Below are 14,777 nucleotides of genomic sequence, written 5' to 3'. Positions count from 1 at the left end.
AATCAGCTCTAAGCGCAAACTAAGGACATCTGCGAAGCGCGGCCAGCCCCATGTCTGAATCGTCGAGTGTCCCGACTGAGCGGGAGCAACTGCTGAACCGTCTGGCCACCCTGGCCTACCGACGCGGAGACTTCACCCTGGCTTCAGGCCGCAAGAGCGAGCACTACGTGAACTGCAAACCCGTGAGCCTGAGCGGTTCCGGCCTGGCGCTGATCAGCCGGGCGATGCTCACCCACGTGGAGGCCGATGCGCTGGCCGTGGCTGGGCTGACCCTCGGAGCAGACCCACTGGTGAGCGGTGTTGCCATGGCCGCCGCCGATCGAGGTCGGGAGCTGGATGCGCTGATCGTGCGCAAGGAAGCGAAAGGCCACGGCACCGGTGCCTGGCTGGAGGGTCCGCTCCCTGCCCCCGGGGCACGCATCACAGTGCTGGAAGACGTTGTCACCACAGGAGGCTCATCCCTCAAGGCGGTTCGGCAGCTGCGCGACGCCGGCTACAAGGTGGAGCGGGTCGTCACCATCGTCGACCGGGAAGAAGGGGGTGACGCTGCGATGACGGCTGAAAATCTTGAACTGATCAGCCTTTTCAAGCTGTCTGAAATCGCCGCCTTCACGCCGGCATGAGCAAGTTGTTTTGGGACGCCCAGGTTCCCTGGCTGCGCTTGAACGGCAGCGGAGCACGCCAGTTTCTTCAGGGGCAGACCAGTGCTGACCTCAACGCACTCCAATCCGGGGATCTGCTTCAGACCTGCTGGCTGACCGCAACGGGACGCTTGCGGGCCGTGCTGGAACTTCGTTTCGATTCAGAGGGGGCCGATGTGATCGTTCTGGCGGGAGAGGCCTCTGCCGTTCACGCTGGATTTGATCAGGTGATCTTTCCAGCCGATCGGGTTCGCCTCCAACCCCTGGGCCAGTTGCGCCGACTGCAGTGGCTCGAGCCCATGGCTGCAGCCGTGTGGTGCGATCCGGATGCGGCCCTGCCGGAACCCTGGGCATCAGGGGAAGCGGCCACCGCGACGGCTCTGGAGCAATGGCGGCTTCAAAGCGGATTCCCCCCGGGCCCCGGTGAACTCAATGGCGAGACCAACCCCCTGGAGCTTGGGCTCATCGCTCAGGTCAGCACAGAGAAAGGCTGCTACCTCGGCCAGGAGACCATGGCCAAACTCATCGGCCAGGCAGGGGTGAAGCAACAGCTGCGCTGTTGGAGCTGCCCCAGTCCGCTGGCGGCCGCCGCCAAGCTCACGCTGGATGGCGAGCGAGCCGGGGTGATCACCAGTGCACTCGAACGCGATGGCACTTGGCTTGGGCTGGCCCTGGTGCGCCGCCAGTGCCTGGCCAGTCCAACGCTGGAAGGTCCCAACGGAGAACAGCTCCAGATCCGTCAACCTGAGGAGTTTCAGGATCCCGACGCCTGATCCTGTTCAAGCAACCAGTCGGCTACGGCCCAGGTGGCCAGGCAGTCGTCGCGGTTGTAATCGAAGATCCAGCGCAGCCCGTGCCTGGTGCCGCGTCGATCGGGCCCCTCCCCCTGCCACTGCCGCCACCAGAGCAGGGCCCTGGCACCATCCACACCGGCCTGACTCCATTGGAACCCCTGCCAAACAGCCACGGCCTTGAGGCCATAACTGGCCAGGGGTAGGCGCCAGTGATGTCTGACCCGGGCATGCACATCCACCAACCGCTGACGAAGCTGCAGCACCTCGGCCTCGGCAGCACCCTGGCGCTCAGCCATACGCCTTAAGGCCAGGCTTTCTGTCTCCCCGTAGTGGAGGATCGGCCAACCCCGATAGCGATTCAGCAACCGTTGCAAACGGAGCCAGCAACGGGCTTCACCATGCTCCGCCAGAGCCAGGATCGGGTGATACGCCACGGATGCCAGATCCCAGTTTCCGCTTTTGGTTCTGGGCAACACCAGAAAACCGTGAAGGAAGTCGTGACGGGCGTCGGGATCGGATTCGATGTCGTAGAGCAGCACACCAGCACAGTCCTGCAGTTCCGGCAGTGCCGCTGAGGCATCCAAACGCTCCACCCGTCCATCCCGCTGCGCCCGGGCCTGAGCCACCAGGGATGCGGCCACCTCACCATGCTGATCCCCAAAACGTTGCAGCTGCTCGGCGAGCTGCAACGGATCAGCCGCGGCCAGATCGGACAAGCCGCGAATCCCAAGCTCCAGCAACATCTCGCGCCGCTTGGCGCCGATGCCGCTGACCTCGCTCAGATGCCCTTCCTCCGCCGCAACGGCATTGCAGGCGACACGCCAGCTGCAAAGTGAGCACTTGCGCCGGTCAGCGGCCAGCGGAGGAGGAACTGGGCGCTCGAGGTCAGAGCGCAGTTTGCGCAGCCCCTCCGACAGCTGTCGGCGCAGACCACTGGAGAGATGCAGCCGCTCCTGTTCCAGGCGCCGGCCACCACCGCCGAGTACCAGCATCGAGGGAACGTCCCCCTGCTGATGCTGCTCAAGCAACAGGGCCATCAGCGCCAGCGGCAGCTGATGTTCCCGGGTGGTGCGGCGGCCCTGACGGGCTAGCACCGGTTGATAGGCGAAGTCACCCCAGCGGCTCTTCCCCTTGACCCGCCGCAGCAGTGGAGGGTGTGCCTCCAACGGCTCACCGGATGGGCCAAGCCCCTTCAGGCGCAGACCCACCACGGCCTCGGCTCCGGCAGCACAGGCGGCGATGCCATGGCCAGGCTTGCGGGGGAGCAAGGCCACAAAACAGCGCTGCTGGTCGTCCAGCAGCAGATTGCGATGGGCCGTCCAACGCCGCTCGGCAGGATTCCCGTGGCGATCGAGCCAGGACTTGCGACGGCAACGCAGCCAACTGCGCAGCAACCGGTCGGTGAGAGCGTTGTCGGCAGCCGGGGTGTCACCCATCCGCCGACCCTACGGCTGCCAGCTGCTAGATCCACTGAAGTGCAGGCTGTGCCATGGCATCGGCTCCCCTCCCTCTGAGTCCAGCTCCGATCAAGTTCGGCACCGATGGCTGGCGCGGGATCACCGGCGTCGACATCACGGTTGAGCGGTTGTTGCCCGTTGCCGCAGCCGCGGCTCAGGAGCTCGCACATCGCGCCCCCGAGGGTCTCAACAGCCGAACGGTGGTGATCGGTTACGACCGGCGCTTTCTGGCTCCAGAACTGGCGGAAGCCATCGCGGCCGCTGTGCGGGGTTGTGAACTGGAACCCCTGCTCACCGACACCGCTGTGCCCACGCCGGCCTGCAGCTGGGCCGTGGTGGAGCGCAAAGCCCTGGGAGCGTTGGTGATCACCGCCAGCCACAACCCGCCGGAATGGCTGGGGCTGAAGATCAAAGGACCCTTTGGTGGATCGGTCGAGGGAGACTTCACGGCCGCAGTCGAACGACGTCTGGCCGCCGGCGGCATCACGGCACCGATCAAGGCGGAAGTCCCCCGGTTTGATGGGCGCGGCGAGCATCTGGAAGGGCTGCGCCGCAAGTTGGACCTCAGTGCCCTGGTTGATGGCCTCAAGGCCATCAACCTCAAGGTGATCGTCGATCCGATGCATGGATCAGCCGCCGGCTGTGTGTCGGAGCTGCTCGGCCCTGAAGCCGCTGGCGTTGTGGAAGAGATCCGCAGCGACCGTGATCCCTTGTTTGGCGGTCATCCACCGGAACCCCTGGCGCCCTACCTCGGGGCATTGATCGCGGCCGTGAAAGCCTCAACGGCCGCCGGAACTCCTGCGGTGGGATTGGTGTTCGACGGCGATGGTGACCGCATCGCTGCCGTGGATGAAACCGGCCGGTTCTGCAGCACCCAGCTGCTGATGCCCCTGTTGATCGATCACCTGGCACGAGCCCGCCAGCTGCCGGGCGCCGTGGTCAAAACCGTGAGCGGCTCGGATCTGATGCGGCTGGTGGCGGAGGCCCAGGGACGCAAGGTTCTGGAGCTCGCGGTGGGCTTCAAGTACATCGCCGCAGAGATGCTGGCCGGGGATGTGCTGATCGGCGGAGAGGAATCCGGTGGCGTGGGCTTCGGCATGCACCTGCCCGAGCGGGACGCCCTGTTCGCGGCGATGCTGGTGCTGGAAGCCCTGGTGGAAGGAAAGCAACCCCTGGGTGCGCGTCTGGATGCACTCCAGCAACAGCATGGAGGCAGCAGTCACTACGACCGACTCGACCTGCGCCTGGCCGACATGGAGGCACGCCGACGGCTCGAGACGCTGCTGGACCAGAGCACGCCCTCGACCGTCGCCGGCGCAGACGTGCTGGAAGTGATCAGCACCGACGGGATCAAACTGAGGATGGGGCCGAATCACTGGCTGATGCTGCGCTTCTCCGGCACGGAACCGCTGCTGCGGCTCTACTGCGAAGGGCCGGATGCCGAGCGGGTGAACGAGGTGCTCGCCTGGGCCCGACAGTTTGCGGAGGCCGCATGAAGACCCTTGTGATCGCCAGCGGCAACGCCGGCAAGATTCGTGAATTCCAGGGTCTGCTGCAGGCCCTGCCCGTCAGCGTGCAACCCCAGCCAGAAGGCTTGGAGGTGGAGGAGACGGGCACCACCTTTGCCGCCAATGCCCGGCTCAAGGCTCAAGCGGTTGCCGCCGCCACAGGGGAATGGGCCCTGGCCGACGATTCAGGCCTCAGCGTTGATGCGCTTGATGGCGCTCCGGGTGTTCATTCCGCCCGCTACGCTCCCACCGACCCAGAACGCATTGCCCGACTGCTGAAGGCCCTGAACGGCTCAGACCAACGCCAGGCCCATTTCTGCGCCGCGCTCTGTGTAGCCGCCCCAGACGGCACGATCCTGCTGGAGGTGGAAGGCCGCTGCGACGGCTTGATCACGGGCGCACCCCGGGGAGATCAGGGTTTCGGCTACGACCCGATCTTCGAAGTTGCTGGAACCGGCCGCACCTTCGCGGAGATGCCGTTGGCGGAGAAAAAGCAGCACGGCCACCGCGGCAAAGCCTTCAGCCTCCTGGAACCCAAGTTGCGCCAGTTGCTCGAAGCAAGCTGAAGAAGAACCACGGATACAAAGGCTCTCGGGGCATGGTCTGTACGGTGAGGCCTGCCGCTGACGAGGTCCATGGCCATCGCCATGACCACGGGTTACAGCGCGCAGACCGAGGGCGCTCTTCTGTGCATCGAAGCCGCCTCGGACTGGGCCCTGACTTGTGTGAATCAACTGGCTGTCGCTGACAGCCATGTCCTGATCGATTACGGAGCTGCCGACGGCGGCACCGCCGTTGGGCTCTGGAACCAGGTGCTAGATCGCCTGCACGCCAACCAGCCGACGGCGCACCTGACGCTGATCGGCAACGACCTACCGAGCAACGACAACATCGCTCTGGCGAACAATCTGGCCCTGCAGATCCCCCGGGATCCGAAACCAACGGTGCTGGTGAGTGCCCGCAGCTTCTACGAGCCCTCCGTGGCGCCGAACTCGGTGAGCTTCGGTTTTTCCGCCACGGCCATGCACTGGCTGAGCGCCTCCCCCGGCCCCCTGAACAGCCACACCCATGTGCTGGCGTCCGGTGATGACAACGCACTTCAGCGCTTCACCGCCCAGGCGATGAAGGACTGGAACCACATCCTCGAGCTGCGCAGCCGCGAACTGAAAGTGGGCGGGCGCCTGCTGACGGTGAACCTCTCCCGTGATGAAGCAGGGCTCTATCTCGGCCACAACGGCGGCGAAACCCGCAATGTGCACGACCAGCTGCACCAGATCTGGCGGGGCATGGCCGAGGAAGGCCTGATCAGCCAGGAGCAGTACCAACAAGGCACGGTTCTGAACTTCTACAAGTCCCCCGAGGAGTTCATGGCTCCGCTGAAGGACGAGAGCAGCGCCGCCTACCGCAACGGCCTGCGGCTGGTGGACGAGCGCACCGTTTACGTGAAGTGCCCCTACCGACGCCGCTGGAACGAGAACGGTGACACCGCGACTTTCGCCGCCGGATTGATGGCGACGATCCGCAGCTGGAGCCGTCACAGCTTCGCCAGTGCTGCCGGCGACACCGCAGCAGACACGGTCTTCGAGCGGCTGCAGCAGCGCATCGCCGAAGCCCCCAGCGAATGGAGCCTCGACTACGTCGAACACCACCAGATGATGGAGAAGGTGGCCTGATGAGCAGCGGCAAGAAAACAGCGCCGACCGTGTCGGTGCTGGCGGAACACGTCTCCGATCACCTCTCGGTGTTCGTGGTGGCGGAAGACACCGATGCCAAGCGCCCCGCCAACGGAGGCCTGCGGGTGCTCAATTACCCGAGCGATGAGGCCTGCATCGCAGACGGCCAGCGACTGGCGGGGTTGATGACCCACAAGCACGATCTTTACGGCACCGGTTTCGCCGGGGGCAAGATCGTTGCCCGGGCCGCTGAGCCCGATGCCGTCAAGGATGAGCTGATCAGCGTCACCGCTGAGCTGCTGGAGTCGCTTGACGGCGCGATGATCACCGGCTGCGATCTCAACACCAGCCTGGAGGACATGGAGCGCCTGACGGCGCTCACCCCCCATGTGCTGGCGGCGGTCGGCAGCCCTGTGGACGCCAGTGCCGCCACCGCCCACGGCACCCTCGGCGCTGTGGAGGCCGTTCTGGACAAGGACCTCAACGACGCCCGCCCCGGCCGGGCCCTCGTGCACGGCTGCGGTGCCGTTGGTGGCACCGTTGCCCGCCATCTCGTCGCGCACGGTTGGACCGTGTTCACCGTGGATCTGGACCGCGAGAAAGCCAGTTTTCCCGGCGCGACGCCGTTGCCAGACAGCTGCGCCTGGTGGGAACTGAACCTCGACCTGCTGCTGCCCTGCTCGATCTCCGGATTGATCAACGCCGAAATGGCGACGGCGCTGAAAACCCCCGCCGTGGTGCCTGCCGCCAATGCCCCCTTCCAGCAACCCCAACTGGCCGATGACCTGCGTCGCCGCGGTGTGCGGGTGCTGCCGGACCCCCTGGTGAATGCAGGAGCTGTGATCGCCGACTCAATCGAGCGGTTCTCCCCCGACGCCTGGAAAGACGCTGGTGCCAAGGACGTCTATGCCTTCGTTCGCGATGAGGTGCGCCGACGGGCCAGCGAGTATCTGAATCAACGCGAACAGGGCCTGTCGGTGGGTGCAGCCCTTGAGGAGGTGGCTGCAACACCCTCCACCGAGCCCATCGGCCTCAGTTTTGGAGAAAGCGAATGAGCGCACCAGCGTCCCTGCCCAGCCGGGCAGCCGTCGTGATTGTTGGCGGCGGCATGGCTGGCCTCAGCTGCGCTGCATCCCTGGCCCGCCGTGGCGTGCACGATGTGGTGCTGCTGGAAGCTCAGACCCTGGCCCACGCCAAAGCCAGCAGCTATGGCGAAACCCGGATGTTCCGGGAGATGTATTCCGACCCGGTGCTCTGCCGTCTCGCCCAGGAGGCCAACCGCCTCTGGCGCGAGGAAGAAAACCACGCAGGCCAACAGCTGCGGGAGACCCACGGCCTGCTCTTTTACGGCGAAAGCTGGGATGAAGAGACGATCGAGGGGTCGATCCCTGGGGCCCGACGGGTCATGGACGATCAGGGCATCCCCTATGAGGCCCTCAACGCCGACCAGATCGCGGCCCGTTTCCCGCTGAAGCCGAAGCCGGGCTTCACCGGACTGTTCGAGCCCACCGCTGGAGCCGTGCGCAGCGACAGGGTCGTGGCCCACTGGATCAACACCGCCCGCAAGGCCGGCCATCAGCTGATCGAGCACTGCCCTGTGGCGGGCCTCGATGCCGATGGCGGTGGCGTCACCCTGAAGAGCGGCGAACACATCGTCGCCGGACAGCTGGTGGTGGCCTGTGGGATCTGGAGCCAGCTGTTGCTGGCCCCTCTTGGCCTCTCACCCAAACTGGAGGTGTGGCCGATGCTCTGGGCCCACTACACGGTCGACCCGGCACTGGCCGATCGCTACCCCCAGTGGTTCTGCTTCCAGCAGGAACGCGGCGATGACGGTGGCCTCTACTACGGATTCCCCGTCCTCAGCCAAACGGCGGATGGCCGCTCCCGGATCAAGGCGGGCATCGACTGGGCTCCGAAGGAGCTGCGCGTCGCCGAACCCAACGCCATGGTGACCGAGCCACCCGCTCGCCTGGTGGAGCTGCTCGACACCTTCCTGTTCAACGAACTGGAGGGTGTGCAGGAGCGGGTGGAGACCGTGATCAGCCCTTACTCCATGGCCAGCGACGTGAACTTTGTGCTGGACCGGCTCACCCCGAAGCTGAGCCTGTTCGCAGGAGGCTCCGGCCAGGCCTTCAAGTTCGCCCCCCTGATCGGTGATTCCCTGGCACGCCTCGCCAGTGGAGAACAACCAGCGGTGGATCTCTCCTGCTGGAGCCACCAACGCGCCGCCGTCCGCGCCTGATCCCTCACCCCTCATCCGATGTCTGACACCCCCGCGAATCAGCGCTCCTGGTGGCGCCAGCCCCCCCTCTGGGTGGGGGCTGCTCCCCTGCTGATCTTTCTGCTGGTGTCGGCCATCGACCTGGCGCTGGCCAAGCAATTCACCGACAACGGCAAAGCCGTGATCAGTGATGCCCTCGGCGGGGTCTGGCAGTGGATGGTGGTGCTGCTGTTTCTGATCGCGCTGATCCTGGCCATCAGCCCAGTCGGCAAACTCCGGCTTGGAGGCGCGGAGAGCAAGCCCAGTCTCAAATTCTTCGATTGGTGCGCAGTGCTGATCTGCACCCTGCTGGCGGGGGGTGGTGTGTTCTGGTCGGCAGCCGAACCGCTATATCACTTCCAGACCCCATCCCCGGTGTTTGCGGGGGTCGAGGGCAGCACAGCCGCAGCGGTGGATCCCGCCCTGGCGGTGAGTTTTCTGCACTGGGGCTTCCTCGCCTGGGCCCTGGTGGCCACCACCACCACGATCACCTTCTCGATCCTGGAGCGACGCGGTGAACCCCTGCGTCCACGCACACTGCTGGTGAACATCGTTCCGCGCAGCTGGGTGGATGGTCCACTCGGTCACCTGGCGGATGGGTTGTCTGTGGTGGCCGCAATCGCCGGCACGGTTGGCCCCCTGGGTTTCCTCTCGCTGCAGCTCAGCAATGCCGCAGGGCAACTGCCCTGGCTCAACGACAGTGCCGGCTTGCAATCCCTGGTGGTGGTGCTGCTGACCGCCGTCTTCGCGACCTCCACCGTCAGCGGCATCCAAAAAGGCATCAAGTGGCTGTCGGAACTCAATGTGTGGCTCACCCTGGCCCTGGCGGCGGGCCTGCTGCTGTTGGGCCCGGGCCTCTGGCTGATGCAGCACTTCTTCAGCGGCTTCATCACCTACCTGATCCACCTGCCGCAGATGGCCCTCACTCCCAATGCCGTGCCGGCGAACTGGGTGAACGGCTGGACGGTGTTCTACTGGGGCTGGTTCCTCGGCTATGCGCCCTTGATGGGGCTGTTCACCGCCGGCGTCAGCCGCGGCCGCAGCATCCGTGAACTGGTGCTGGCGGTGGCCATCCTCTGCCCGATCGTGACCAACCTTTGGTTCACCCTACTGGGGGGCACCGGATTGCATCTCGAGTTGGCGGGGGGCGGCATCAGCGAAGCCCTGGCCCAGAACGGAGCCGCCGCTGCCCTGCTCACGATCCTCAGCCAACTCCCCCTGGCCGGTCTGCTAATTCCGATCGGCCTGGTGCTGGTGGTGCTGTTCATGTGCACCAGCGCCGACTCAATGAGTTATGCCGCGGCCATGGTGGTGAGCGGCCGCAACGAGCCCCCTGCTCTGCTGCGCCTGTTCTGGGCCCTGATGATCGGCAGCCTCACCTTGGTGCTGCTACGCATCGGCTCGGGCCTGGGGGACAGCACCTCCATCGATGCCCTGCAGGCCTTCATCGTGATCACCGCGGTGCCGGTCACCCCCTTGGTGCTGGCCACCCTCTGGAGCGCGCCACGGTTGGCCTGGAAGGAATGGCGGCGCACCACGGTCACCCCGCAGTGATCCCGATGCCCATCAACGCAGGCAGTAGTTCAGTTTGAGAGTGAGGTTCTGACTGGGATTGGGAGCCTCCCCAGGCCTGAAGCTTGCCTCCCCCATGCGCGCCACCATCGGCATGGGTCGATGGATCGAACCCCGCTGGTCAATCAGCAACAACTCCACCTCGCGCAGGCCGAAAACCCGTGCTGTGGTCTGAGCGCGACGTCGCCCCGTCTCAAAAGCTTGTTTGAGCAACTGATCAGCCAATGAGGCACGGCTGTCGCTGGACGCCCAGGACGTCATTCCCTGCAGTCGCACTCCCGGCAAGCTACCGGCGGCCTGGATCAGCGCGTCGTAATCGTCACGGCTCACCTCGCCTGTGATGGTGGTGCTTGCCCGCTCCAGTCGTGATCCCGCCGCGCCTCCTCCTACGGGGTAGCTGCGGGGTGCAGGGATGGTGAGCTGACCCAGGGCGAGCGGCTGAATGGCCTGACGCGCCTCTGCCAACCGGGCGTTCAGGGCGCTCAGCGCAGCGTCCTTACTGAGATCTTCAGCGTCGAGCCCGAGCGAGAAGCGAAAGCGATCGCTACGGCTTGTTCCACGCTCGTTCACCTGGATCTGAAGCAGGGTGCCATTGCAAACGCGTTCTGCAGCCCTCAGGGGGAATGGCGCCACAGCACTCAGCCCGGAGAGGACGGCCACGGCGACCGTGGCAGCGCCCCAGAGTCGAGAAGTCATGCCGAGCTTTCTGTTGAATCTCCATGCTGGCGAGCCTGGAGCCTCAAACCCTGCTCAACCGTGACCGGCCTGTGTCAAGCCATGACTAAGCCGAGAGCAAGGGGATCCAACGGTTGGGCTCAGACGCTTGCGTCGTAGAGGGAAAAGAAACGACGCCGCAACCGCCAGGGGAAACGCAACTCCCGCAGCACACGGACCATGAGAGATCGCATCTCTTTGCGCTCCTCTTCGCTCTGAGGCCCCGCATACACCCGTTGGGCGGCAGGCCGCACCGGGAAAAGACTGTTCCAGCTGACACCCCAGTGCTCCTGAGCAAAAACTTCATTGGAGCTGGCGTAAAAGCCCGAAACTCGATCTTGTAACGGTTGATCGAAGCCATCAAATTTTTCCCGGTCCCAACCGCGCTCGATGGCGAGATCACGGATGACCTTGCCCTTCCGCTTGAGCACTTCCGGGTCGAAACCCGTTTCCACCATCAAGCGGCGGCAGAGGGCTGACATCCAAATTCCCCTGGCCCCGGGCTGGATGTTCTGCTTGGAGGGACGGCCCGCAAGCCAACCCTGTTCACCCGCAGGCGTGTACAGGCCAAGGGCCTCAACAAGGGCCAGGAAAGGGTCCGTGATTGCAACCTGCCTTGACAACGGCAGAAACAAGGTCGCAATCGCAGGGAAGCGACTCAACACACGGAACTTGGATGGATAAGCAATATTCCACGATTCTGAATCGTGCATGATGTAATCACAATATTCTCCGAAATCAGGCGTTTCACGAAACCTTCGCACCCGGTGCGCGTAAACAGAATTCAACCAGGACTGCTGATCTCGAACAAAATAACTGACGCCTAATTTGAACCCCTGCCGTTCAACCAAGGCCTGCAATTTACCCAACATAGTTCGACTGAGAATCCGATCATCCAAAGAAGAGCTGCTGAGCAAAACCCTGTTCAAATGGGAAGGAAGCGTGGCAAGAGTCTCCTCGACAGGGCCATAGTTCTTTTCAGCAATGGCATTAGCAAGACGGTTGTCATCACCATCCATCAAGACACCTTGAGCAGCCAGATGCTCCCGGTTTTGACGGAGCCGCTCAGTGACATAACTACTGGCTGCCTTGTGGGGACCGGCATGGATCCACAGCATCCGCTCGTCACGATTGATCTGCGGACGTGTGAATGACGTGGGCACCCGTAAGGCCTGCGAAGGGCCTCAACGTATCAGCGTTGGGGTGCCCAGCTCCCGTGCAGGCCATGGGGAACGGCCAAGGGCAGCTCAAGCATCGCCACCTCCGACAGATCATGGGCGTTGAGGATCACCAGATCGGATGCGGCCCGGGCCCCGTTCCACACCAGATCGAGCACCCAACCATCGTCCTCTGCCTCAGCACCGGGACGACGCACCATCAACGGCTCACTCACAAAGCCCCTGGGCGCCGCACTCCAGGTGTGGGTCTCCCCGGAATCCAGATCAAGTTTCTGGATGGCCTGCAACGGATCGTTGCCCCTCTCCCGCTCCGCCACCGCCATCCAGGCGAAGCGGGCGCTGAGGCCCTGACGCTCGGGATTGACCATGGCGAACTCACAGGTGCGCTCGCTGATCCGCTCGATCTGCACCGATTCCCGACTGAGATCGAGGCGGCAACGGTGCAGGATCCCCTCCGGCACCGTGTCGAAGTTCACCTCGGCGAAATCCTCATCAGGCCCAATGGACGGGAAATCGTCGTAGACGATGCTCTCCACCACAACGTGATCGCCATCCTCAAAGGCATTGAGGTGATGGAAAACGAAACCGTCGGGAGCTTCGAGGATGCGGGGCTTCTGACCAGCTAAGCGGCCGGAATCGCGGGGAATCAGCCAGAAACGCCCCTTGCCGCCGGGTTGGGATGCCAGGCACTGGGCCGCACCCTTTTCGCCGGTCACAAACGGCAAGGGATTGAAGGCGATGGCGTTCTGGAGGAACACCGCCCAGTTGGGCGTGATGGCGAAATCGTGAAGGAAGGCGAAGCCGGGGAAGCTGTCGGAACGGTCGTGCAGCAAGGCGCCGGCCTCCGGGCCATCGGTGGCGAACTCCATCAGACGGATGGTGCTGCGGGGCCCGGTCTTGACCCCGAAGGTGACCATGCAGGGCCGTCCGTTGTGGCCGGGATCGAAGCGGGGGTGAGCACTGAAGGCCTCGCCCTTTTTCAACACACCATCGAGGCGTGACAGGCCACGGGTCTCCAGGCTGCGGGGATCGAGCGAATGGGGTTCCGCCGCCTCCCAGAGGGCCAACAGCTGATCACCCAGACGCACCACGTTGGTGTTGGCGATGTTCTTCAAGCGCAGGTCAAAGGCGTTGGCCAGCCGACCACCCGGCTTCTGACTGCCGAACACGCCTCGGTAGAGAACCTTGCCGGCCTTCTCCTCCGCCAGCCAACCCTCGGTACGCACAAAACGGTTGCTGAGGAAGACGCTGCCGTTCTCAAACCGCATCGCCGCGATCATGCCGTCGCCATCGAAGGGGTGATGGACGCGATGTCCGTCCCGGTCAAGACGGCCAGGGCCATTGCGATAGAACGTGCCCTGAAGTTCGGCAGGAACCACGCCACGCACCGGCGTCAGCGCCACGTCGGTGAGTTCCTGCTCAACGTTCACAAAGGCGCTGGCCCAGTCGCTGCGGTCGTAGCTGCGGGCGGGGGCAACGGTCACGGGCGAACGATCAACGTTCACCCATCTTCTCGTAACGGACTGTGAAGCGCGGAGCCGCCCTCAGCTGGCGCCGGCCTGCTCCAGCACCCCTTTGCTGCTGGGGATGGCGCCGGCCCGGCGTGGATCCACCTCCGTGGCCATGCGCAGGGCCCGGGCAAAGGCCTTGAAGCAGGCTTCAACGATGTGGTGGGAGTTGGCCCCATCCAGCTGACGGATGTGGAGGGTCAGCCCGCTGTTGTTGACCACCGCTACGAAGAACTCCTTCACCAGCTCGGTGTCGTACGTGCCGATCTTCTGGCTGGGAATCGCCAGGCTGTAGCTGAGGTGGGGGCGCCCGGAGCAGTCCAGGGCCACCTGCACCAGGGCCTCATCCAACGGTGCCACGAAGTGACCGAAGCGATGGATGCCGCGCCGGTCCCCCAGGGCCTGGGCCAGGGCCTGCCCCACGGCAATCCCCACGTCCTCATTGGTGTGGTGATCGTCGATGTGGGTGTCTCCCACCGCATTGATCTCCAGGTCGATCAGGCCGTGGCTGCTGATCTGATGAAGCATGTGGTCGAGAAACGGCACACCGGTACTGGCCTGGCACTGACCGGAGCCGTCCAGATCCAGCCGCACCTTCACATCGGTTTCACCGGTGACCCGATGGATCGTTCCCTGACGTGCCATCACCCGAGCTTCAGTGCCCTCATCGTGCCTCACATTCCGGTAACGCAGTAGCCCGCATCCACGTAGATGGTCTGACCGGAGATGCCGCTGGCCAGATCGCTGAGCAGGAAGGCAGCGGTACCACCCACTTCCATCTGGGTGACGGTGCGGCGCAGGGGAGCCTTCTCCTCCACGTTGTGGATCATGTCGAGAATGCCGCCGATGGCGGAGCTGGCCAGGGTGCGGATCGGGCCGGCGCTGATGGCGTTGACCCGCACCTGCTTTTCGGGGCCCAGCTCTGCCGCCAGATAGCGAACGGACGCCTCCAGAGCAGCCTTGGCGACGCCCATCACGTTGTAGTTGGGGATCGCCCGCTCAGCACCGAGGTACGAGAGCGTGATCACACCGGCCTTCTCGCTGAACAGCGGCTTGGCATGGGCGCAGAGGGGCGCCAGGGAATAAGCGCTGATGTCGAGGGAACGGGCAAAACCCTCAGCGGTGGTGGCGCTGTAGTCACCGATCAGCTCTTCCTTGCCGGCAAAGGCCAGGCAGTGCACCAGACCGTCGAGAACGCCCCACTTCTCCTTGATCTCGCCGAAGACCTCAGCCATCTGGTCGGCATCCTGCACATTCAGAGGCAGGAACAGGCTGGGCTCCAGGGGAGCGGTGAGTTCGCGCACCTTGGCCTCAAAGCGGCCCTTGTCGTCTGGCAGGTAAGTGATGCCGAGTTCAGCACCGGCCGCCTTCAACTGCTGGGCGATGCCCCAGGCGATCGAACGGTTGTTGGCGATGCCGGTGACGAGAATCTTCTTGCCGGTGAGATCAAGCAGCATCGGGACAGACCGGAA

At 64.4% G+C, this 14,777-nt stretch carries 14 protein-coding genes; 8 read left to right on the top strand and 6 right to left on the bottom strand.

The window, feature by feature from the left end; all coding sequences use genetic code 11:
* The first annotated feature begins 50 nt into the window (after positions 1–50).
* Together pyrE and DXY35_RS06080 are read left to right on the top strand one after the other, a co-directional pair.
* A complete protein-coding gene (pyrE, locus tag DXY35_RS06085) occupies positions 51–623 on the top strand; it encodes an orotate phosphoribosyltransferase (RefSeq protein ID WP_115081541.1) in 573 nt (190 codons plus the stop codon).
* Positions 620–1,414: a glycine cleavage T-protein gene (locus DXY35_RS06080; RefSeq protein WP_115081540.1), complete on the top strand. Its 795-nt coding sequence runs from the start codon at positions 620–622 to the stop codon at positions 1,412–1,414. The genes pyrE and DXY35_RS06080 overlap by 4 nt, the downstream gene beginning before the upstream one ends.
* Here the strand turns inward: DXY35_RS06080 and DXY35_RS06075 are convergent.
* The gene (locus tag DXY35_RS06075) at positions 1,396–2,871 is read right to left on the bottom strand and encodes a TM0106 family RecB-like putative nuclease (protein ID WP_115081539.1); all 1,476 of its coding nucleotides are present in this window, start codon (positions 2,869–2,871) and stop codon (positions 1,396–1,398) included. The two genes, DXY35_RS06080 and DXY35_RS06075, sit on opposite strands and share 19 nt — an antisense overlap.
* Before the next feature lie 53 nt (positions 2,872–2,924).
* Between DXY35_RS06075 and DXY35_RS06070 the strand changes: the two genes are divergently transcribed.
* The 6 genes from DXY35_RS06070 to DXY35_RS06045 all read left to right on the top strand — a co-directional run bounded on the left by DXY35_RS06070 (position 2,925) and on the right by DXY35_RS06045 (position 9,887).
* The gene (locus DXY35_RS06070) at positions 2,925–4,388 is read left to right on the top strand and encodes a phosphoglucomutase/phosphomannomutase family protein (RefSeq protein ID WP_115081538.1); all 1,464 of its coding nucleotides are present in this window, start codon (positions 2,925–2,927) and stop codon (positions 4,386–4,388) included.
* Positions 4,385–4,966, top strand: a complete 582-nt coding sequence (gene rdgB, locus DXY35_RS06065) for an RdgB/HAM1 family non-canonical purine NTP pyrophosphatase (protein ID WP_115081537.1) — start codon at positions 4,385–4,387, stop codon at positions 4,964–4,966. The genes DXY35_RS06070 and rdgB overlap by 4 nt, the downstream gene beginning before the upstream one ends.
* Positions 4,967–5,035: 69 nt before the next feature.
* On the top strand, positions 5,036–6,073 hold the full coding sequence (locus DXY35_RS06060; protein WP_115081536.1) for an SAM-dependent methyltransferase: 1,038 nt from the start codon (positions 5,036–5,038) through the stop codon (positions 6,071–6,073).
* The gene (locus DXY35_RS06055; RefSeq protein ID WP_115081535.1) at positions 6,073–7,128 is read left to right on the top strand and encodes a Glu/Leu/Phe/Val dehydrogenase dimerization domain-containing protein; all 1,056 of its coding nucleotides are present in this window, start codon (positions 6,073–6,075) and stop codon (positions 7,126–7,128) included. Before DXY35_RS06060 ends, DXY35_RS06055 begins: the two co-directional genes overlap by 1 nt.
* Positions 7,125–8,315, top strand: coding sequence for an FAD-dependent oxidoreductase (locus tag DXY35_RS06050; protein ID WP_115081534.1), 1,191 nt, complete (start codon positions 7,125–7,127; stop codon positions 8,313–8,315). Before DXY35_RS06055 ends, DXY35_RS06050 begins: the two co-directional genes overlap by 4 nt.
* A gap of 18 nt (positions 8,316–8,333) precedes the next feature.
* The gene (locus tag DXY35_RS06045) at positions 8,334–9,887 is read left to right on the top strand and encodes a BCCT family transporter (protein ID WP_115081533.1); all 1,554 of its coding nucleotides are present in this window, start codon (positions 8,334–8,336) and stop codon (positions 9,885–9,887) included.
* Positions 9,888–9,899: 12 nt separating this feature from the next.
* Here DXY35_RS06045 and DXY35_RS06040 read toward each other — a convergent pair whose 3' ends face one another.
* From DXY35_RS06040 to fabI, 5 genes are all read right to left on the bottom strand, one after another.
* On the bottom strand, positions 9,900–10,601 hold the full coding sequence (locus DXY35_RS06040) for an SIMPL domain-containing protein (protein WP_115081532.1): 702 nt from the start codon (positions 10,599–10,601) through the stop codon (positions 9,900–9,902).
* A 119-nt stretch (positions 10,602–10,720) separates the two neighbouring features.
* On the bottom strand, positions 10,721–11,782 hold the full coding sequence (locus tag DXY35_RS12410) for a hypothetical protein (RefSeq protein ID WP_137006719.1): 1,062 nt from the start codon (positions 11,780–11,782) through the stop codon (positions 10,721–10,723).
* Positions 11,783–11,811: 29 nt separating this feature from the next.
* Positions 11,812–13,281: a carotenoid oxygenase family protein gene (locus DXY35_RS06025; protein ID WP_115081529.1), complete on the bottom strand. Its 1,470-nt coding sequence runs from the start codon at positions 13,279–13,281 to the stop codon at positions 11,812–11,814.
* A 60-nt stretch (positions 13,282–13,341) separates the two neighbouring features.
* Positions 13,342–13,950 (bottom strand): imidazoleglycerol-phosphate dehydratase HisB, encoded by a 609-nt coding sequence (hisB, locus tag DXY35_RS06020; protein WP_115081626.1) that lies wholly within the window; start codon positions 13,948–13,950, stop codon positions 13,342–13,344.
* A 29-nt stretch (positions 13,951–13,979) separates the two neighbouring features.
* The gene (gene fabI / locus DXY35_RS06015) at positions 13,980–14,762 is read right to left on the bottom strand and encodes an enoyl-ACP reductase FabI (RefSeq protein ID WP_025362030.1); all 783 of its coding nucleotides are present in this window, start codon (positions 14,760–14,762) and stop codon (positions 13,980–13,982) included.
* Positions 14,763–14,777 lie beyond the last annotated feature (15 nt).

The sequence above is a fragment of the Synechococcus sp. N32 genome (assembly GCF_900473895.1).
Classification (GTDB): Bacteria; Cyanobacteriota; Cyanobacteriia; order PCC-6307; family Cyanobiaceae; genus Parasynechococcus.
This window is presented reverse-complemented; position numbering and strand designations above follow the sequence as displayed.